The organism is Streptomyces sp. NPDC097981 (genome assembly GCF_040302565.1).
Classification (GTDB): domain Bacteria; phylum Actinomycetota; class Actinomycetes; order Streptomycetales; family Streptomycetaceae; genus Streptomyces.
Map to the genome: position 1 here is coordinate 68,004 of NZ_JBEORW010000005.1, position 18,742 is coordinate 86,745.

The window sequence follows — 18,742 nt, forward strand, 5'->3', positions numbered from 1 at the left end:
CCCGGCTTGTCTGCTGTCTCGACCTTTGTTTTACCTGCCGGTTTCAGGAGGGCTTTCTCGCATGACCAGCTCCAGCTCCGCACGACCCAGCCGCCGCCCCACCCGGGGTCGAGGTGCGGCCCAGGGGCGTCCGAAGGCTGGCGCGGGACGGCAGAAGTCCGCCCCCGTCGCCCGGCCCCAGGAATTCACCATGCCCGAACCGCTGACCCCGGCCCTGCCGCCGGTGGCCGCGTTCGAGGACATGGACATGCCCGAGGCGCTGCTGAAGACCCTCGCCGCCCAGGGCGTCACCGAGCCGTTCCCGATCCAGGCCGCGACGCTGCCGAACTCGCTCGCCGGCCGTGACCTGCTCGGCCGCGGCCGCACCGGCTCCGGCAAGACGCTGGCCTTCGGCCTCGCGCTGCTGGCCCGCACCGCCGGCCGCCGCGCGCAGCCGAAGCAGCCGCTCGCGCTGGTCCTCGTACCGACCCGCGAGCTCGCGCAGCAGGTCACCGACGCCCTGGCCCCGTACGCCACGGCCGTCAACCTGCGCATCGCGACCGTCGTCGGCGGCATGTCGATCAACCGGCAGTCCGGCGCCCTGCGCCGCGGCGCCGAGGTGCTCGTCGCCACCCCCGGCCGCCTGAAGGACCTCATCGACCGCGGTGACGCCGACCTCTCGCAGGTCGCCGTCACCGTCCTCGACGAGGCCGACCAGATGACCGACATGGGCTTCATGCCGCAGGTCACCGCGCTGCTCAAGCAGGTCGAGCCCGAGGGCCAGACCATGCTGTTCTCGGCGACCCTCGACAAGAACATCGACAAGCTCGTCAAGATGTTCCTGCACGACCCGGTCGGCCACTCCGTCGACCCGTCGGCCGGCGCGGTCACCACCATGGAGCACCACGTCCTGTACGTCATGGACGAGACCGACAAGAAGGCCGTGGCGACGCGCATAGCCGCACGCGACGGCCGGGTGATCATGTTCGTGGACACCAAGCGCGGTGTCGACCGCCTGGTCAAGAAGCTCCTGGCGGAGGGCGTCCGCGCCTCCGGCCTGCACGGCGGCCGCTCGCAGCCGCAGCGCAACCGCACCCTGGACTGGTTCAAGACGGGCGAGGTCACCGCGCTCATCGCCACCAACGTGGCCGCACGCGGCATCCACATCGACGACCTCGACCTGGTCGTCAACATCGACCCGCCCACCGACCACAAGGACTACCTGCACCGCGGCGGCCGTACCGCCCGCGCCGGCGAGTCCGGCAGCGTGGTCACCCTCGTGCTGCCCGACCAGAAGCGGGACATGACCCGCCTCATGTCGGACGCCGGGATCTCCCCGCGCACCATGCAGATCAAGTCCTCCGACGAGGAGCTGTCCCGGCTCACCGGCGCCAAGGAGCCCTCGGGCATCCCGGTGGTGCTGGAGGTGCCGCAGCAGGCTCCGGCCAAGCCGCGCTCCGGCTCGGGCGGCGGCTCGGGCTCGCGCCGCCGTTCGGGCGGCCCGCGCACCGGCTCCGCCACGGGCGGCGCCCCGGCGGGCGGCGGCCGCGGCCGCCGGACCGGCACCGGCGCGTCCGGGCAGGCCCCCGCGGCCTCCGGATCGGGCCAGTCCCGGCGCGGCCAGGGCGCTCAGGGCGGCTCCGGCGCCGGTTCCGCCGGCCAGGGCCGACGCATCGGGGGCGGTGCCTCCGGCGGCGCGGCCGCGGCCTCCGCGCGCAGCCGCGTCGGCAGCGGCGGCCAGGGCCGCCGCCGCGCGGTCTGACCTGGGCGGGACACGTACGAAGGAGCCGGGCGGCGCAGGATGCGCCGCCCGGCTCCTTCGCGTTCCGCGACGGCCGGTGGCCGGCGGTCAGCGGTCAGCGGTCAGCGGTCAGCGGACCAGCTTGGTCTGGAGCTTCGCGAGCGTGGGCAGGTCCAGTCCGAGCCCGTCCGTGAGGTAGCCGTAGAAACCGCCGTAGTCCGCGGCCAGTTGCGAGGTCGCCGCGTCCAGGTAGTCCTGGCGGACCTCCTGGAGCGGGATCAGCAGGTCCGGGTTCTGCATCCGCCCGGACTGCTTCAGGCCCGCCCGCACCTGCGCGTCGTACGCGGCGCGGAAGGTGTTCGACGCGAGGTAGTCGCGCGCGGCCGCGTCCTCGGGGACGGCCAGGGCGCGCAGCAGGACGTAACTCATCCAGCCCGTCCGGTCCTTGCCCGAGGTGCAGTGGAACAGGAGCGGTCCCTGCCTGCCGTCCGCGATCTCCCGCAGGGTGGCCGCGAACTGCGCCCGGTTCTCGGGGCTGGTCACGAACGTGCGGTAGATGTCGCGCATGTAGGCCTCGGCGCGGCCGCCTCCGAGCATCTGCTCCTGCCGGGCGGGGTCGCCGCTGGAGATCACGCCGAGGAGGGTCCCGTACAGGCCGAGGTCGCTGACCGGGCGGGAGGTGGGGGTGAGCCCCGCGGGCAGCCGGTCAGCGCCGTCGTACTGGAGCTCCAGGGGAATCCGGAAGTCGACGACCCTCGTGAGGCCGAGACCGGAGACGGCGGTGGTGTCCGCCGGGGTCAGCTTGCCGAGCGCATCCGAGCGGTAGACCAGCCCCTGGCGGACCTGACCGCCGGTCCAGGTGCGGTAACCGCCCAGGTCGCGGACGTTGACCGCGCCCTGGAGAGGGATCTGGTGAATCGTTTCCGCCTGCTGGCGGTACCGGTGGGAGGAGGTGGCACCCGCCGCCGGCGCGGCGTACGCGGAGGCGGCGGGCAGGGTGCCGATGGCGAGAGCGGAAGCGAGTACCGCGGTCACCAGGCGGGTTCGGGCACGGCTCATCTGTGGCGACTCCTGTGAGGGAGAAGGGGGATCACCCTGGTGGTGGCAGGGCGTCGAGCGAGTGCAGGTGTTCCAGTCGTGCCAGCACGGTGTGTGCCTCGGCCATGACGCGGGAGACGAGCTCCGCACAGGACGGAAGATCCTCGATCACGCCCGCGACCTGGCCCGATGCCATGACGCCGAGATCCGTACGGCCCTCGACCATGGACGCCTTGAGGAGCATGGGGGTGTTCGCGGCGAGCAGGACCTGGCTCCAGGACAGGTCCTTGCCGTGCTTCATCGCGAGGCCGTCGCGCACCATCTGCGGCCAGGACAGGCCGGAGAGCCTGCGGAACGCGGCCGCGTGGCGGACCGCCCGGACCAGGGCCTGGGTGCGGCCCGCCCGCTCCAGGGACGCGACCAGCTCGCTGCGGAGCATCCGGTGGGGCAGTCCGTCCACGGCCGTCGTGACGGTGACGTCCTTGACACCGGCCGCCAGGTACCGGGCCTTGACCGCGTCGGGGACGGTGGAGTCCGACGTCAGCAGGAAGCGGGTGCCCATCGCGATGCCCGCGGCCCCGTACGACAGGGCGGCGACCAGGCCGCGTCCGTCGTGGAAGCCGCCCGCCGCGACCACCGGGATGTCCACCGCGTCGACCACCTGGGGCAGCAGCACCGTCGTGGCCACGTCCCCGGTGTGCCCGCCGCCCTCGCCGCCCTGCACGATCACCGCGTCGGCCCCCCAGGCCGCGACCTTCTCGGCGTGCCGCCGGGCGCCGACCGACGGGATCACCACCACACCCGCGTCCTTGAGCCGGGCGATCAGCTCCCGGGACGGCGCGAGCGCGAACGAGGCGACCCGTACGCCCTCGTCGATGATCAGCCGGACCCGCTCGGCGGCGTCCGCGGCGTCCGCACGGAGATTGACCCCGAACGGGGCGTCCGTACGGGACTTGACCTCGTGGACCGCCGCACGCAGCTGGTCCACGCCCATCGTCGCCGAGGCCAGGATGCCCAGGGCGCCCGCGCCGGCGGCGCCCGAGACCAGCCGGGGACCGGCCACCCAGCCCATGCCCGTCTGAACGATCGGGTGCTCGACACCGACCAGCCTGGTGAATGCCGTCTCCATCGCTTCAGACCCGCACTTCCCGGTCGCGCAGCCCCTCCGGGTCGATCACCTCGCGGATCAGCCGCAGCTCCTCGGCGCTCGGCTCCCGCGTGTACGCGGCGGCCTCGCCGTCGGCGGAGTCCACCGCCAGGCCGAACCCGGTGGCCGCCCGGACCTGTTCGACGCTCACACCCGGGTGGAGGGAGGCCAGGCGCATCGAGTGGTCCGGCCCGCCGAAATCGAAGACGCCGAGATCGCTGACCACCCGCGGGAGCCGGTGGAAGCGGGTCACCCCGGCCGCCTCGGCCCGGTCGTACCCGACCCCGCTCACCATGTCGACCCGCTCGACGAACACCCGCGGGGAGTGCTTCGGAACCCAGTAACTGACCGGGTTGTTCAGGGTGTTGACGGGTGCCCCGCGCACCCCGAGGAGCTGGCGGGCCGGCCGGGCCCAGTCACCGATGCAGGAGATGTTCTGGTTGCCGAACCGGTCGATCTGGCTCGCGCCCATCATCACGTGCCGCCGCCCGCCGGTGACCATCGTGAGGTGGCGGCGGTACGGGAGCCAGCCCTCGGTCTCGCCGTCCAGGCCGACGAGCATGGCTTCGCCGTCGGTCAGCAGCAGGCCGGGGGAGAAGGTCCGCTTCGCCAGCCGGGCCCCGAAGGAGGGGATCAGGCCCATCGGGCTGGCGAGCACCTCGCCGTCACCGCGCCATGCCTCGGCGCAGGCGATCACGCAGTACTCCGCGCGGGACGCGGCCGTCGCTGTGCTCAATGCTGCTCCTCGTGCCAGGCCTGGACGGCGGACTGGTAGGCGTGCTCGCTGCCGCCGGAGAGGAAGCGGGCGCGGAACTCGGGCCAGGGGGTACTCGCGTACAGCTTCTGGAAGGCCTCGTCGCGCCCGTAGTCGGGGGCGCAGGAGGTGAAGTGCGCGCCGTTCGGGGTCTCGACGACACCGGTGACGGAGTGCCTGCTGACCAGCAGGGACTGCGGGGGCCCGGCCTTGGAGAGGCCGGCCGTCTCCACGAGCTGCTCGCAGGAGACGTACGCGGCGTCGGCGGCCTCGCAGAACAGGTCGTCGAAGTACGGGTCCGGTCCCAGGTACTGGGCGTTGCCGAGGCGGTCGGCGCGGTTGAGGTGGACCAGGGCGGCGTCCATGCGCAGGGCGGGGACGGCCACGAGCTCCTCGCCGTCGGCGTAGGGCGAGGTGACGGTCCGCAGCTCCGGATTGACCCGCATCACGTCGGAGCCGAGGCCGGCGCGGACGGGGAGGAAGGGGAGCCGGTTGGCGGCGGCGTGCAGGCCCCACATGAACATGGCCTCGTCGAGCTCGGTGAGGGTGAATGCGCCGCTCTCGCGGGCGGCTCGGAAATGCGGCTCCAGCGGGATGGAGTCCAGGGTGGCGAAGGGGGCGACGAGCCTGCGGATCCGGCCCGCCGCCGCGAGCAGGCCGACGTCGGGGCCGCCGTACGAGACCACGGTGAGATCGGTGATCTCGGAGCGGAGCAGTGCCCGCACCAGGGCCATGGGCTTGCGCCGCGAGCCCCAGCCGCCGATGCCCAGGGTCATGCCGCTGCGCAGCTGCCCGGCCACCTCGTCGGGCGTCATGCTCTTGTCCGTCATGCGGTGTCCCCCTGTCCCTTCCCGAAGGTGTCGCGGACCCGGTCGGCGACCCCGCTGAGGTTGGCCTCGAAGGTGAAGCCCTGCTCGAAGCGGTAGCTGCGCCGCACGTCCACGGGGTCGATGCCGTTGATGGCGGCCTTGGCCAGCCGGATCAGGGAGCCGTCCTTCTGCGCGATCTCGGCGGCCAGTGCGAGTGCCGCCGCCCGCAGCTCCGCGCGCGGGACCACCTTCCAGACCGAGCCGTGCGCGTGCAGTTCGGCGGCGGTGGCGGTACGGGAGGTGTAGTAGAGGGTGCGCATCAGGTGCTGGGGGACCAGTCGGGCCAGGTGGGTGGCGGCGCCGAGCGCCCCCCGGTCGAGCTCGGGGAGCCCGAAGGACGCGTCCTCGCTCGCCACGATCGCATCGGCGTTGCCGGCGAGGCCGATGCCGCCGCCCAGGCAGAACCCGTGCACGGCCGCGACGACCGGAACCTCGCACTCGTACACGGCGGCGAAGGCCTCGGAGCAGCCGCGGTTGGCGCCGATGAGGGCGGTGTGGCCGGTGTCGCGCTGCATCTCCTTGATGTCGACGCCGGCGTTGAAGCCGCGACCCTCGGCGGCCAGGACGACGCACCGGGTCCCGGGGTCGCGGCCGGCGGCGCGCACTGCGTCGGCGAGGTCGTACCAGCCCTGCACCGGAAGCGCGTTGACGGGCGGGAAGTCGACCGTGACCAGTGCGATGCCCTTGCCGGGGCTTGAGGTGGAGACACCCATGAGAGGATCAGCTACCTTTCCACCAAACATTTGTTAGGTGAGGAAGGTAGCAGCCCATGGAGCTGGACGGGAGGGTTGTGGTCGTCACCGGCGGAACCCGCGGCGTCGGCGCCGGCATCGCCCGGTCGTTCCTCGAAGCGGGCGCGGAGGTCGTCGTCTGCGCCCGCAGGCCGCCGCTCGAACCGGTCGCCGTGCAAGGGCGCACGGCCTCGTACGCCGCGCTGGACCTGCGCGATCCGGCCGCAGTGCGGGAGTTCTTCGAGGGGGTCGGCCTCCGCCACGGGCGGCTCGACTGCCTCGTGAACAACGCGGGCGGGACCCCGTACCGGCTGCTGGGGGAGGGCGAGGCGGAGCGGCACGCGCGGGTCGTCGAACTGAACCTGGTGGCGCCGATGACGGCCGCGCTGGCTGCGTATCCGCACCTGCGCGAGGCGCACGGCTCCGTCGTGATGATCGGCAGCGTCAGCGGGACCCGGCCCTCGCCCGGGACGGCCGCGTACGGGGCGGCGAAGGCCGGGCTGGAGAACCTGGCCCGGTCCATGGCCGTGGAATGGGCCCCCGAGGTACGGGTGAACTCGCTCGTCCTGGGCATGGTGCGGACCGAGCTGGCGCACCTGCACTACGGGGACGAGGCGGGGGTCGCGGCCGTGGGCGCGACGGTTCCGCTGGGGAGGCTGGCGGAACCCGCGGACGTCGGGGCGGCGGCGGTGTTTCTGGCCTCCGGCCGGGCGGGGTATGTCAGCGGGGCGAGCCTGCTCGTTCACGGGGGCGGGGAGCGCCCGGCGTTTCTGGATGCGGCAACTGTCAACAAGGGGAGCTGAGATGGGACTGGCCGAGGGTCGTGTGGTCATCGTGACGGGTGCGGGACGGGGGCTGGGCCGGGCCCACGCGCTGGCCTTCGCGGCGGAGGGGGCGAACGTCGTGGTCAACGACCTGGGGGTGGGGCTGGACGGGCAGCCGGGGGAGGACAGCCCGGCCGGACAGGTGGTCGCGGAGATCCGGGCGCTGGGCGGTCAGGCGGTGGCGCACGGCAAGGACATCGCGTCGCCGGAGGGCGCGTCCTCCCTGGTGGGGGCGGCCCTGTCGGCGTTCGGCCGGCTGGACACACTGGTCAACAACGCCGGATTCCTGCGCGACCGGATGCTGGTGAACCTGGAGGAGGCGGACTGGGACGCGGTGATGCGGGTGCACCTGAAGGGGCATTTCCTGCCGCTGAAGTACGCGGCGGCGCACTGGCGGGCGGAGGCGAAGGCGGGCCGGACGGTGGCGGCGCGGGTGGTCAACACCTCCTCGGGGGCGGGCCTGCTGGGCTCGGTCGGGCAGGGCAACTACAGCGCGGCCAAGGCCGGCATCCTCGGGATGACGCTGGTCGCGGCGGCGGAGATGGGCCGGTACGGGGTCCAGGTCAACGCGATCGCCCCGGCGGCGCGGACGCGGATGACGGAGCGGACGTTCGCGGAGACGATGGCGGACCCGGGCGCGGGCGCCTTCGACGCGATGGCCCCAGAGAACGTGTCGCCGCTGGTGGTGTGGCTGGGCTCGGACGCCTCGGCGGGGGTCACGGGCCGGGTCTTCGAGGCCGAGGGCGGCCGGATCACGGTGATGGAGGGCTGGCGCCCGGGCCCGACGGCGGACCGCGGAGCCCGCTGGACCCCGGCCGGGGCGGGCGAGGCCGCGACGAAACTCCTCGCCGCCTCGGAACCCCCCCAGCCGGTCTACGGCACCCAGTAACCGGGCCCCGGCCCCGCACCTCCCCGGCTGCTGCCGGGTCCGAGGTGCGGGGCCGGCCACCGCGGCCGTGCTCTGCCTCGCCCTGCCGCGCACCGCGGTGTCCCCCGACCCGGCACCGGCCGCCGGGCCGGCGGCCGCGTGAGGTCCTGGAGGGCCCGGAACAGGGAACGGCCCCGGCCCCCTGGCGAGGGGTCGGGACCGGGTCCTTCATTCGTGCGATGAGGTATCACTACCCACTTCTTCCCCGTGCCGAACCGCAGCGGCCCCGACATGTTCTCCGCCCCGCCCCCGCCCGCGCCCGCGCCAGGGACCCCGTGACCCGGGACCCGGGCCCCGAACCCGGTCAGGTGTCGCAGTCCAGCACCGTGCGGCACAGCCCGCAGCGGGCCCGCACCGGCCCGCGGACCGGCAGCCGCAGCCGCTGCCCGCACACCGGGCACGGAAAGCTCACCCGCGTCCCGGCCGGGTGCTGCTCGAACCGGTACGAGGCCCCCGGCGCGGCGGCGCCCGCCCGCCGGTCCCGGGCGTAGCGGCGCCGCTGCGCCCGGTCCGCGGCCGCCAGCGGAGCCCGGCGCAGCTCCCGGCCGGCGAGCGCGCGGCCGCGCACGTATGCCTCGTACGCCTGGGGGCTGGTGAACCAGGCCGACAGGTCCTCGCCGAGCAGGAGGGCGCGCCGGGCGAGGACGTAGCCGAACTCCTCGGGGGTGAGGTAGCCGAGCTTCTGGTGGGTGAGCTCGTCCTCGCGGTAGGCGTCGAGGAGCAGCCAGCCGGCCCCCAGGTAGGCGGCGGCGGTGTCGGTGAGGATCTCGTTGTCGGCGGTCGTGGGGAAGCCCAGGTCCAGCCGGTGCAGCAGGACGTGTGTGACCTCGTGCGCCAGGGCGGCCGCCAGGTCGCGGCGGTGGGTGCGGAAGCGGTCGTTGACCTCGATGAAGTACTCGGGCCCCGCGGCCAGTTCCACGGTGGCCGCCTCCTCCATCGCCCGGAAGGAGACCACCATCCGGGCGTCGGGCAGCCGCAGGGCGCGCACGACCGCCGAGGCCACGCGGTGCGCCCCGAGGTGGAGGTCGTCGGCGTCGGTGAAGGCGGCGTCGGCGGGGGCGAAGCTCGTGCCGTAGGCCAGGATCCCGTCGTACGAGAGCCGCCGGAACAGTGCGGTGATCGCGGCGCGGACGGTGTCGAGATGGGGAGATCCGTGCTCGATCGGGCTGCCGCGCCTGCCGGGGCTCCCGTTCTTCGTCATGCCGCCCCCCGCGCCGCACATTGTCCGAAAACGCGTCCTTGATGCCCGGCGGACCACGGGTGTGACATGTACGTGTCATTCACCCGATGACGCGCACGGCCCAACCCCCCACGAAAGGCAGTGTGTCGACTGTGTCCACCCTTGCCGCACTCCTCAAGCGCACCCTCGCCGTCGGCGCGGTGGCCCTCGCCGCCGTCAGCCTCCAGCCCGGCGCCGCCAACGCCTCCCAGGCCCCCGTCGTCGGCGGCACCCGCGCGGCGCAGGGCGAGTTCCCCTTCATGGTCCGCCTCTCCATGGGCTGCGGCGGCGCCCTCTACACCCAGCAGATCGTCCTCACCGCAGCCCACTGCGTCAGCGGCTCCGGCAACAACACCTCCATCACCGCCACCGCCGGAGCCGTCGACCTCAACAGCTCCAGCGCCGTCAAGGTCAAGTCCACCAAGGTCCTCCAGGCCCCCGGCTACAACGGCTCCGGCAAGGACTGGGCCCTCATCAAGCTCGCCAAGCCCATCAACCAGCCCACCCTCAAAATCGCCGACACCAAGGCCTTCGACAACGGCACCTTCACCGTCGCCGGCTGGGGCGCCACCCGCGAAGGCGGCGGCCAGCAGCGCTACCTCATGAAGGCCACCGTCCCCTTCGTCTCCGACGCCGACTGCCAGAGCGCCTACGGCAGCTCCCTCGTCCCCGGCGAGGAGATCTGCGCCGGCTTCGACGAAGGCGGCGTCGACACCTGCCAGGGCGACTCCGGCGGCCCCATGTTCCGCCGCGACAACGGCGGAGCCTGGATCCAGGTCGGCATAGTCAGCTGGGGCGAAGGCTGCGCCCGCGCCGGCTACCCCGGCGTCTACACCGAGGTCTCCACCTTCGCCGACGCGATCAAGACGGCGGCGGCCGGCCTCTGACCCCCTCGCCCCGCCCCTCCGGCCCGGCGCACCAGGGCCGGAAGGACGGGGCTCCCTGCCGTGTGCGTACCCACGGCCGGCCGCAGACCCGCGGGGCCACAGCACCACCGCCCCCGCCCCCCGCAGGCGCCGGCGGGGCGGGCGGCACAGGGCGACCACCGGCCGGGACGGCCCGCACACCGTCATCGTCACCACCTTCGGCCTCGACGCGTACGTCCACACGGCGCTCACCGCGGGAGCATCCGCCTCCCCCTGGAAGACGCAGCCCCGGCCGTACCGGTTGAGACGGCCCGCACGGAGGCCCGCGCAGCGGTCCGCACGCAGGCCCACCCCGAGCCCCCCGCACCGCCGGACCCACCCCCGACGAAGAACGGCCGGTCACAGCCCCGCCCGCCCGGCCCCCGCTCCGACCGCCGCCGCCCGTCTCACGGACCGACTCACCGAAGACCCGCACCCGACCGCCACGTATTCTCGGGAACCATGAACAACAGCGCCCCCGACGAAGCCGCCGCCACCGGCCCCATCGACGAGACCGTCACCGCCGAGCTGGCCCGCCTGCGCGACAGCATCGACAACATCGACGCCGCCGTGGTCCACATGCTCGCCGAGCGCTTCAAGTGCACCCAGCAGGTCGGCCACCTCAAGGCCAGACACCAGCTGCCCCCCGCCGACCCGACCCGCGAGGCCAGCCAGATCGCCCGGCTCCGCCAGCTCGCCGAGAACGCCAAACTCGACCCCGCCTTCGCCGAGAAGCTCCTCAACTTCATCATCGCCGAGGTCATCCGCCACCACGAGACGATCGCTGCGGGCGAAGAGTAGACGGCCGGGGCCCACCCTTCGGGCAGCATGGGCCCCATGTCCGCACTGACGCGCAACGAAGCGCAGCTCCGAGCCCGGCTCCTCGACGTCCAGCACTACGCCGTCACCCTCGACCTCACCGGCGGCGACGACACCTTCGAATCCACCACCGTCATCCGCTTCACCGCCCGCACCACCGCGGACACCTTCGTCGAGCTGAAACCGGACGAACTGCACTCCGCCGAACTCGACGGCAACCCCCTCGACCCCGCTACCCTCGCCGGAAACCGCCTCCCCCTCACCGGCCTCGGCGAAGGCCCCCACGAGCTGCGCATCGCCACCCGCATGCGCTACTCCCGCACCGGCGAAGGCCTGCACCGCTTCACCGACCCCGCGGACGGCGAGGCGTACGTCTACACCCAGATGTTCATGGACGACATCCAGCGCGTCTTCCCGGCCTTCGACCAGCCCGACCTCAAGGCCGTCTTCGAGTTCACCGTCACCGCCCCCGCCCACTGGACCGTCCTCGCCAACGGCATCACCGAGCGCGTCGGCGACCGCGACACCGACGGCGCCGGGATCTGGAAGTCCGCCCCCACCCCCGTCATCTCCACCTACCTCGCCGCAGTCGCCGCCGGCCCCTGGCACAGCATCCGCACCGAGCACGCCGGACTCCCCTTCGGCATCCACTGCCGCCAGTCCCTCGCCCCCCACCTCGACACCGACGCCGAGGAAATCCTCTCCATCACCACCGACTGCTACGACCGCTACCACCAGAAGTTCTCCGAGCCCTACCCCTTCGACTCCTACGACCAGGCCTTCGTCCCCGAATTCAACGCCGGCGCCATGGAGAACCCCGGCCTGGTCACCTTCCGCGACGAATTCGTCTTCCGCTCCGCCGTCACCGACACCGAACGCCAGACCCGCGCCATGGTCATCGCCCACGAAATGGCCCACATGTGGTTCGGCGACCTCGTCACCCTCCGCTGGTGGGACGACATCTGGCTGAACGAGTCCTTCGCCGAGTACATGGGGTACCAGACCCTCACCGAAGCCACCCGCTTCACCGGCACCTGGACCGAATTCGGCGTCACCCGCAAGTCCTGGGGCTACGACGCCGACCAGCGGCCCACCACCCACCCCGTCGCCCCCGACCCCGACGCCGTCCCCGACACCGCCAGCGCCCTCCTCAACTTCGACGGCATCTCCTACGCCAAGGGCGCCTCCGCCCTGCGCCAACTCGTCGCCTGGCTCGGCGAGAAGGACTTCCTCGCCGGCATCAACACCCACTTCACCCGCCACAAGTTCGCCAACGCCTCACTCGCCGACTTCGTCGACTCCCTCGCCGCCCACACCGACCGCGACGTCCACGCCTGGGCGGACATCTGGCTGCGCACCACCGGCATCGACACCCTCACCCCCCGCATCGAAGAGAACCACGGAGGCTGGACCCTCACCGTCGACCGCCAGGGCACCCGCCCCCACCACATCGCCGTCGGCCTCTACGACCGCGACCCCGACAACATCCTCGAACCGCGCGAACTCCTCACCGTCGACGTCCCCTCCGACGAGATCGTCTCCGTCAGCGGCCCCCGCCCGGCCCTCCTCGTACTCAACGACGGCGACTTCGGCTACGCCAAGGTCCGCCTCGACGACACCTCCGTCGAGACCGCCCTGCGCGACCTCTCCGCCATCCCCGACCCCCTCACCCGGGCCGTCGTCTGGAACTCCCTGCGCGACATGGTCCGCGACGGCGAACTGGAACCCGCCGCCTACCTGGCCACCGCCGACGCACACCTGCCCGCCGAAGCCGACCTGGCCATCGTCCAGGGCGTCCTCGCCTTCGCCCGCCACCACATCGCCGACCGCTACCTCGCCCCCGAACACCGCACCGAAGCCCTCGCCACCCTCACCTCCATCGCACGCGCCCTGCTGCGGCGCACCGAGGACGGCTCCGACCCCGGCCTGCGGCTCGCCGCCGTACGCGCCCTCGTCGACGCCGCCACCCAGCCCGACACCCTCGCCGCCTGGTTCGAGGACGACACCGTCCCCGGCGGCCCCGAACTCGACCCCGAGCTGCGCTGGCGCATCCTCGCCCGCCTCAGCGTCCTCGGCGCCGTCGGAGAACGCGAGATCGACGCCGCCCTCGCCGCCGACCCCAGCGCCACCGGCGAGGAAGGCGCCGCCCGCTGCCGCGCCGCCCTCCCCACCACCGAGGCCAAGGCAGCCGCCTGGGAGCGCCTCTTCCACGACGACTCCCTCTCCAACTACCTCTTCAGCGCCACCGCGCAAGGCTTCTGGCAGCCCGAACAGGCCGACCTCGTACGGGAGTACGTGGCGCGCTACTACACCGAAGCCATCGCCCTCGGCGCCCGCCGCGGCCCCGCCATCGCCGAAGCCGCAGGCCGCTACGCCTTCCCCGGACACGCCGTGGACGAGGACAGCCTCCAGGCCGGCCACACCGCCCTCGCCGACTCCGCCATCGTCCCCGGCCTGCGCCGCAAGCTCGTCGACCAGCTCGACGACCTCGCGCGCGCCCTGCGCGTCCGCTCCGCCTGACCCCCCGGCCGCCGGCCCCGCCGCCACGGCCGGGGCCGGCGGCCACCCGCGCCCCGTCCCAGCAGCGTGCCCATCCCCAGCCTGCTCCTGCCCCTGGCCCATCCCCGCCCCGGCGGCGTGCCCGTTCCCGGCCCCGTTCCCGGCCAGGCCGCGGCCGCGGCTCCGGCCCTGGCTCCGGCTCCGGTTTCGGACCTCCTTCCGGCCCTGGCCTCGGCTCCGGCTCTGGCCGCGGGTCCGGAACTCTTTCCGGTCCTGGTCTCGTACCCGTCCCTGCCCGGCCGCGGTTCGGCTGTGTGCCCGGACCGGACCCGGCCGCGCCCCCGGCGCAAACGACACCCGGCACACCCCGGCGGTTACCCCATTCGGGTCTGATCGTTGTACCGGTCGGGCCCAGGCTGTCACCGCAGCGGCGCCCGCCGCCAGGCACCCCACGACAGGGCCGGCCCCTGCCGCAGACCCGTTCCCGTGAGGACACCGCATGACAGCGCAGCCCGGCACCCCGCCCCCACCGCCGCCCCCACTGCCCCCGCTCGCCGGCGGCCGAGCCGGAGCCGCCGCCCTGCGCCCCCTGCTCGACACCGTCCTCGACGCCCTGCACACCGGAGCCCGAGAGCGCGGCGGCCCCCTCCCCGCCGGCGGCCCCGACACCGTCACCGCCCGCGTCGCGGCCGCGCTGGGCGACGTACTCCCGGAACACGGGCACGGCGATCACGAAGCACTCCGCACCCTCGTCCACACCCTCGCTGCAGGCGCCGCCGACCCCGCCGACCCCCTGTGCGCCGCCCACCTCCACGGCCCGCCCCTCGCCGTCGCAGCCGCCGCCGACCTCGCCGCCTCCGCCCTCAACCCCTCCCTCGACTCCTGGGACCAGGCCCCCGCCGCCTCCGCGATCGAAGCCCTCCTCACCCGCACCCTCGCCGCCGAGTTCTACGACACCCCCACCCCCGACGCCCTCGTCACCACCGGCGGCACCGAAGCCAACCAACTCGCCCTGCTCCTCGCCCGCGAACGCCACGGACCCCGCCTGACCGTCCTCCACGGAGCCAACGCCCACCACTCCATCCCCCGCGCCGCCTGGCTCCTCGGCCTGCCCCCCACCACCTGCCTCCCCACCCCCACCGGCACCCTCGACCCCGCCCGCCTCGCCGAAGCCCTCGCCTCCACCCCCGGCCCCACCCTCGTCACCGCCACCGCGGGAACCACCGACGCCGGCCTCATCGACCCCCTCGACCCCATCGCCGACCTCTGCCACCAGTACGGCGCCGACCTCCACACCGACGCCGCGTACGGAGGCCTCCTCGCCCTCAGCCCCCGCCACCGCACCCGGCTCACAGGCCTCGGCCGCGCCCACTCCCTCACCATCGACCTGCACAAACTCGGCTGGCAGCCCGTCGCCGCAGGCCTCCTCGCCGTCCCCGACACCGCCCTGCTGGCCCCCCTCGCCCACCAGGCCGACTACCTCAACGCCCCCGACGACACCGAAGCCGGCCTCCCAGACCTCCTCGGCCGCTCCCTGCGCACCACCCGACGCCCCGACGCCCTCAAAATCGCCGCCACCCTGCGCTCACTCGGCCGCGACGGCCTCGCCCACCTCATAGACCGCACCTGCGAACTCGCCCACCACCTCGCCCGCCTCCTCGCAGCACACCCCCGCTTCGAACTCCACGCACCCCCCACCATCAGCACCGTCCTCTTCCGCCCCACCCACACCGACGACACCCACCTCGCCGCCCTGCGCCGCACCCTCCTCCTCGACGGCCACGCCGTACTCGGCCGCGCCACCGCCGACGGCCGTCTCTGGCTCAAAGCCACCCTGCTCAACCCCCACACCACCGCGCAGGACCTGGACAGCCTCGTCACCCTCCTGGAAGGCAGCAGCCACCGATGACCGCCCAGCTCGATGCACCCCACGACCTCGTCGGAATCGGCATCGGCCCCTTCAACCTGTCCCTCGCCGCCCTCGCCCACGGCCTCCCCACCCGAGGAGCGGGCGAACTCACCACCGCCTTCTACGACCAGCGCCACGACTTCCGCTGGCACCCCGGACTCCTCATCGACGGCACCACCCTCCAAGTCCCCTTCCTCGCCGACCTCGTCACCCTCGCCGACCCCGCCAGCCCCTGGAGCTTCCTCAACTACCTCAAGCACAAGGAACGGCTCTTCCCCTTCTACTTCGCCGAGCAGTTCCACATCCAGCGCGCCGAGTACGACGCCTACTGCCGCTGGGTCGCCGGCCGCCTCCCCGGACTCCACTTCGGCCACCAGGTCGACGCCGTCCGCTGGAACTCCGAACGCGACCTCTTCGAAGTCGACTACACCCAGATCGACACCGACGGCGAAGCCGAAGCCCTCGGCCGCACCTACACCCGCAACCTCGCCCTCGGCATCGGCACCGCCCCCTACATCCCCGAACCCCTGCGCCCCCTCGCCGAAGCCCCCACCGTCCCCGTCATCCACTCCGCCGACTACCTCGACAACCGCCAGCGCATCCTCGGCGCCGACCACGTCACCGTCATCGGATCAGGCCAGTCCGGCGCCGAGGTCTTCCTCGACCTGCTCCGCTCCCGCCCCGCCGGCCGCGAACGCCTCACCTGGCTCGCCCGGACCCCCTCCTTCGCCCCCATGGAGTACTCCAAGCTCGGCCTCGAACACTTCACCCCCGACTACACCCGCTACTTCCACGCCCTCGCCGAACCCGTCCGCGACCGGCTCGTCCCCGCACAGTGGCAACTCCACAAAGGCATCGACGCCGCCACCATCACCGCCATCCACGACGAGCTCTACCGCCGCACCGTCCACGGAGGCTGGCCCGACGCCGTCCTCACCCCCGGAGTCAGCGTCCGCACCGCCGGCCGCGTCGCCACCACCAAGGTCGAACTCCACCTCGAACACACCCAGCAAGGCGCCCGCTCCCGCCTCACCACCGATGCCGTCGTCCTCGCCACCGGCTACCGCGAACGCCCCCTCACCAGCCTCCTCGCCGGCCTCGACCCCTACCTGCGCAGAGACTCCTCCGACCGCCCCCGCATCGACGAGAACCACCGCATGATCCTCGACCCCGGCGTCACCGGCAGCATCTTCGTCCAGAACGGCGAACGCCACACCCACGGCGTCGGAGCCCCCGACCTCGGCCTCGCCGCCTGGCGCAGCGCCGCCATCCTGAACACCCTCACCGGCAAGGAGCCCTACCCCCAGCCCACCCGCACCGCCTTCACCACCTTCGGCCTCGAACAACGGGAACACACCCGGCCCGTCCCCACGATCGAACTGCTCCCGCTCGTCGACCACCCGTAGCCCCCCGAACCGGGCAACGCACACCGCCACGCCCCGCCCCCCACAACGCACGCGGCCAGGACCCGCCCCCGCAGGCCCCGGCCGCACACCACCGCGAACGGACTAGAACACCGCAACCCCGGCCCGCGTCAGCCGCCAGTCCACCGAAGCGAACTGCGCAGGATCGATCGTCCCCTTCGCCTTCACCCACTGGATGATCGTGTTACGGATCTCGTCCGAATTCGCCCACACCTGCTTGGCCTGCGGCACGTGCGGGAAGTTCCCACCACCCGACGCCCGGTAGTTGTTCACCGCCAGCACGAACCGCGCCGCCGGATCCACCGCCTTCCCCTGGAAGGACAGCCCCACGATCCGCGACCCCTTCGGCTGCGCGATGTCGATGTCGTACGCGAGCCCGTACACCGCGTCGTAGTTGTAGTCCGGCGTGCTCTCCGCGTTCGTCAGCGCCGCCGGATCCACCGGCGCACCCGGAGCCGTCTGCACGTAGTACTTGGCCGAGTACTCCAGATAGTCCTTCAGCTGCGCACCCGTCAGCACCCGCGCCTCAAGGGTGTTCTCGAACGGGTACAGCCCCGCCGCATCCTTGATCGTGACCTGCCCGGCCGGGATCGCCGCCGTCCGCGAGAAGCACGACGCCTGCGACAGCACCGGCAGCGCCGCCCACTCCGTACCGGCCAGGGCCCCCTTCACCGTCTCCGCCTGCACATGGTTGATCAGATCGATGATCGCGACGTCCTTGACCGGACCGTCCGCCGACGACATCGCCTGCGTCGACGTACCGATCACCTGGTTCACGTACGCCACGACCTTGCGGTGCTCGTCCGACAGCAGCCGCACGATCTTCGGGTCCTCGACGGCCGTGTTCGAGTTCAGCACCTTCGCCGACACCTTCGCCACCGACCAGGAGCCCTTCGACCACGTCAGCTCGAAGTCGAACACCGTCAGGCGCTGCCCCCACTTCAGCGGCTCCGACAGCACCACGTCCTTGCCGGTCGCCTTGTTCTTCACCCGGTACTCCGGGATCTCCGTGTGCGCGTGCCCCACCAGGATCGCGTCGATCCCCGGCACCTGCTCCGCCACCAGCCCCGCCGCGTTCTCGATGTACGGCAGCTGGTCACCGTACGAGGACGTACCGCTCGAACCCGAGTGCGCGGACACGATCACCACGTCCGCACCCATCGACCGCAGCTTCGGCACGTACTTCGCCGCCTGCTCCTCCAGACCCGGGAACGTCATCTTCCCCTGCACGTTCGCCTTGTCCCAGATCGCAATACCCGGGTTCGTCAGCCCCAGCACCGCCACCTTCACGTCCCGCCCGCACGGGGTCCGCAGCCGGTGCATGCTGTACGGCGCGAACGCAGGCCGCAGCGTCTTCGCATCCAGCGCGTTCGCCCCCAGCAGCGGGAAATGACACTGCTCCTCGAACTTCCGCAGCACCGGAATGCCGTAATTGAACTCGTGGTTCCCCAGCGCCGCCGCGTCATAGCCGATCGCGTTCATCGCCTGCGCCATCGGGTGCACCGGACCCCGCTTGGCGGTGATCGGATCCACCTTCGCGTAGTAGTACGACAGCTGCGTGCCCTGGATCGTGTCGCCCGCGTCGATCAGCAGCGTGTTGCGGCGCCCCTTCTCGGCCCGCACCTGGTCCACGAGCGTCGAGATCTTCGCGAGGCCGACGTCGTTGTGCGCCTTGTCGTCGAACTCCTTGTCCGTGAAGTAGTCCCAGTTGAAGACATTCCCGTGCAGGTCGGTCGTGCCCATCACCGTGAACGAGTACGTCCGCGCATGCGCGGACGCGGCGGCCCCGGAGGCCTCCTCCGCCGCGGCGGCCGGGGAGCTCGTGGCCCCCGCCAGCGCGACGGCCGCACCCGTGGCGGCCGAAGTACCCAGAAACGTCCTACGGTCGAACGCCATGCCATCTCCCCTTGTGAGGCGTGAACAACTGTCGAGGCGTGAACAACGCGCGTAGATTCT

At 72.7% G+C, this 18,742-nt stretch carries 15 protein-coding genes; 8 read left to right on the forward strand and 7 right to left on the reverse strand.

Annotated elements, in window-relative coordinates; all coding sequences use genetic code 11:
- Positions 1-61: 61 nt before the first annotated feature.
- Positions 62-1,741 carry a DEAD/DEAH box helicase gene (locus tag ABTY04_RS06640; protein ID WP_352212226.1) on the forward strand — a complete coding sequence of 560 codons (1,680 nt, stop codon included), beginning with the start codon at positions 62-64 and terminating at the stop codon, positions 1,739-1,741.
- A 108-nt stretch (positions 1,742-1,849) separates the two neighbouring features.
- Here ABTY04_RS06640 and ABTY04_RS06645 read toward each other — a convergent pair whose 3' ends face one another.
- From ABTY04_RS06645 to ABTY04_RS06665, 5 genes are read right to left on the reverse strand one after another with little or no spacing between them, the layout of a single operon-like run.
- Positions 1,850-2,779, reverse strand: coding sequence for a tyrosine-protein phosphatase (locus ABTY04_RS06645; RefSeq protein WP_352212227.1), 930 nt, complete (start codon positions 2,777-2,779; stop codon positions 1,850-1,852).
- Positions 2,780-2,810: 31 nt separating this feature from the next.
- Positions 2,811-3,887 carry an NAD(P)H-dependent flavin oxidoreductase gene (locus ABTY04_RS06650; protein WP_352212228.1) on the reverse strand — a complete coding sequence of 359 codons (1,077 nt, stop codon included), beginning with the start codon at positions 3,885-3,887 and terminating at the stop codon, positions 2,811-2,813.
- Between the two features lie 4 nt (positions 3,888-3,891).
- The gene (locus ABTY04_RS06655) at positions 3,892-4,641 is read right to left on the reverse strand and encodes a CoA-transferase subunit beta (RefSeq protein WP_352212229.1); all 750 of its coding nucleotides are present in this window, start codon (positions 4,639-4,641) and stop codon (positions 3,892-3,894) included.
- Complete coding sequence (locus ABTY04_RS06660) at positions 4,638-5,489, reverse strand: CoA transferase subunit A (RefSeq protein ID WP_352212230.1); 852 nt, start codon at positions 5,487-5,489, stop codon at positions 4,638-4,640. Before ABTY04_RS06660 ends, ABTY04_RS06655 begins: the two co-directional genes overlap by 4 nt.
- Positions 5,486-6,241, reverse strand: a complete 756-nt coding sequence (locus ABTY04_RS06665) for an enoyl-CoA hydratase family protein (protein WP_352212231.1) — start codon at positions 6,239-6,241, stop codon at positions 5,486-5,488. Before ABTY04_RS06665 ends, ABTY04_RS06660 begins: the two co-directional genes overlap by 4 nt.
- Positions 6,242-6,297: 56 nt before the next feature.
- Here ABTY04_RS06665 and ABTY04_RS06670 point away from each other — a divergent pair, with 56 nt between their 5' ends.
- Both ABTY04_RS06670 and ABTY04_RS06675 read left to right on the forward strand, forming a co-directional pair.
- Complete coding sequence (locus tag ABTY04_RS06670; protein WP_352212232.1) at positions 6,298-7,062, forward strand: SDR family oxidoreductase; 765 nt, start codon at positions 6,298-6,300, stop codon at positions 7,060-7,062.
- A gap of 1 nt (position 7,063) precedes the next feature.
- Positions 7,064-7,972, forward strand: coding sequence for an SDR family oxidoreductase (locus tag ABTY04_RS06675; RefSeq protein ID WP_352212233.1), 909 nt, complete (start codon positions 7,064-7,066; stop codon positions 7,970-7,972).
- A 343-nt stretch (positions 7,973-8,315) separates the two neighbouring features.
- Here ABTY04_RS06675 and ABTY04_RS06680 read toward each other — a convergent pair whose 3' ends face one another.
- Positions 8,316-9,212, reverse strand: a complete 897-nt coding sequence (locus ABTY04_RS06680; RefSeq protein ID WP_352212234.1) for a hypothetical protein — start codon at positions 9,210-9,212, stop codon at positions 8,316-8,318.
- Between the two features lie 86 nt (positions 9,213-9,298).
- Between ABTY04_RS06680 and ABTY04_RS06685 the strand changes: the two genes are divergently transcribed.
- From ABTY04_RS06685 to ABTY04_RS06705, 5 genes are all read left to right on the forward strand, one after another.
- Entirely contained in the window at positions 9,299-10,117 is an 819-nt protein-coding gene (locus ABTY04_RS06685) for a serine protease (protein WP_502996567.1), read from the forward strand.
- Positions 10,118-10,597: 480 nt separating this feature from the next.
- Positions 10,598-10,936, forward strand: a complete 339-nt coding sequence (locus tag ABTY04_RS06690; RefSeq protein WP_352212236.1) for a chorismate mutase — start codon at positions 10,598-10,600, stop codon at positions 10,934-10,936.
- Between the two features lie 36 nt (positions 10,937-10,972).
- Positions 10,973-13,474 (forward strand): aminopeptidase N, encoded by a 2,502-nt coding sequence (gene pepN / locus ABTY04_RS06695; RefSeq protein ID WP_352212237.1) that lies wholly within the window; start codon positions 10,973-10,975, stop codon positions 13,472-13,474.
- A gap of 478 nt (positions 13,475-13,952) precedes the next feature.
- Positions 13,953-15,362: a pyridoxal phosphate-dependent decarboxylase family protein gene (locus ABTY04_RS06700; protein ID WP_352212238.1), complete on the forward strand. Its 1,410-nt coding sequence runs from the start codon at positions 13,953-13,955 to the stop codon at positions 15,360-15,362.
- Positions 15,359-16,768, forward strand: coding sequence for a lysine N(6)-hydroxylase/L-ornithine N(5)-oxygenase family protein (locus ABTY04_RS06705; protein ID WP_352212239.1), 1,410 nt, complete (start codon positions 15,359-15,361; stop codon positions 16,766-16,768). The genes ABTY04_RS06700 and ABTY04_RS06705 overlap by 4 nt, the downstream gene beginning before the upstream one ends.
- A 102-nt stretch (positions 16,769-16,870) precedes the next feature.
- Here ABTY04_RS06705 and ABTY04_RS06710 read toward each other — a convergent pair whose 3' ends face one another.
- Positions 16,871-18,682, reverse strand: coding sequence for a bifunctional metallophosphatase/5'-nucleotidase (locus tag ABTY04_RS06710; RefSeq protein WP_352212240.1), 1,812 nt, complete (start codon positions 18,680-18,682; stop codon positions 16,871-16,873).
- Between the last annotated feature and the right edge of the window lie 60 nt (positions 18,683-18,742).

Excerpts from the sequence above, each read along its gene's own strand:
- ABTY04_RS06700 (WP_352212238.1), top strand. The coding sequence starts at position 13,953 with ATGACAGCGCAGCCCGGCACCCCGCCCCCACCGCCGCCCCCACTGCCC.
- ABTY04_RS06705 (WP_352212239.1), top strand. The coding sequence starts at position 15,359 with ATGACCGCCCAGCTCGATGCACCCCACGACCTCGTCGGAATCGGCATC.
- ABTY04_RS06665 (WP_352212231.1), bottom strand. The coding sequence starts at position 6,241 with ATGGGTGTCTCCACCTCAAGCCCCGGCAAGGGCATCGCACTGGTCACG.
- ABTY04_RS06685 (WP_502996567.1), top strand. The coding sequence starts at position 9,299 with ATGACGCGCACGGCCCAACCCCCCACGAAAGGCAGTGTGTCGACTGTG.
- pepN (WP_352212237.1), top strand. The coding sequence starts at position 10,973 with ATGTCCGCACTGACGCGCAACGAAGCGCAGCTCCGAGCCCGGCTCCTC.
- ABTY04_RS06650 (WP_352212228.1), bottom strand. The coding sequence starts at position 3,887 with ATGGAGACGGCATTCACCAGGCTGGTCGGTGTCGAGCACCCGATCGTT.
- ABTY04_RS06645 (WP_352212227.1), bottom strand. The coding sequence starts at position 2,779 with ATGAGCCGTGCCCGAACCCGCCTGGTGACCGCGGTACTCGCTTCCGCT.
- ABTY04_RS06690 (WP_352212236.1), top strand. The coding sequence starts at position 10,598 with ATGAACAACAGCGCCCCCGACGAAGCCGCCGCCACCGGCCCCATCGAC.
- ABTY04_RS06710 (WP_352212240.1), bottom strand. The coding sequence starts at position 18,682 with ATGGCGTTCGACCGTAGGACGTTTCTGGGTACTTCGGCCGCCACGGGT.
- ABTY04_RS06660 (WP_352212230.1), bottom strand. The coding sequence starts at position 5,489 with ATGACGGACAAGAGCATGACGCCCGACGAGGTGGCCGGGCAGCTGCGC.
- ABTY04_RS06675 (WP_352212233.1), top strand. The coding sequence starts at position 7,064 with ATGGGACTGGCCGAGGGTCGTGTGGTCATCGTGACGGGTGCGGGACGG.
- ABTY04_RS06670 (WP_352212232.1), top strand. The coding sequence starts at position 6,298 with ATGGAGCTGGACGGGAGGGTTGTGGTCGTCACCGGCGGAACCCGCGGC.
- ABTY04_RS06680 (WP_352212234.1), bottom strand. The coding sequence starts at position 9,212 with ATGACGAAGAACGGGAGCCCCGGCAGGCGCGGCAGCCCGATCGAGCAC.
- ABTY04_RS06640 (WP_352212226.1), top strand. The coding sequence starts at position 62 with ATGACCAGCTCCAGCTCCGCACGACCCAGCCGCCGCCCCACCCGGGGT.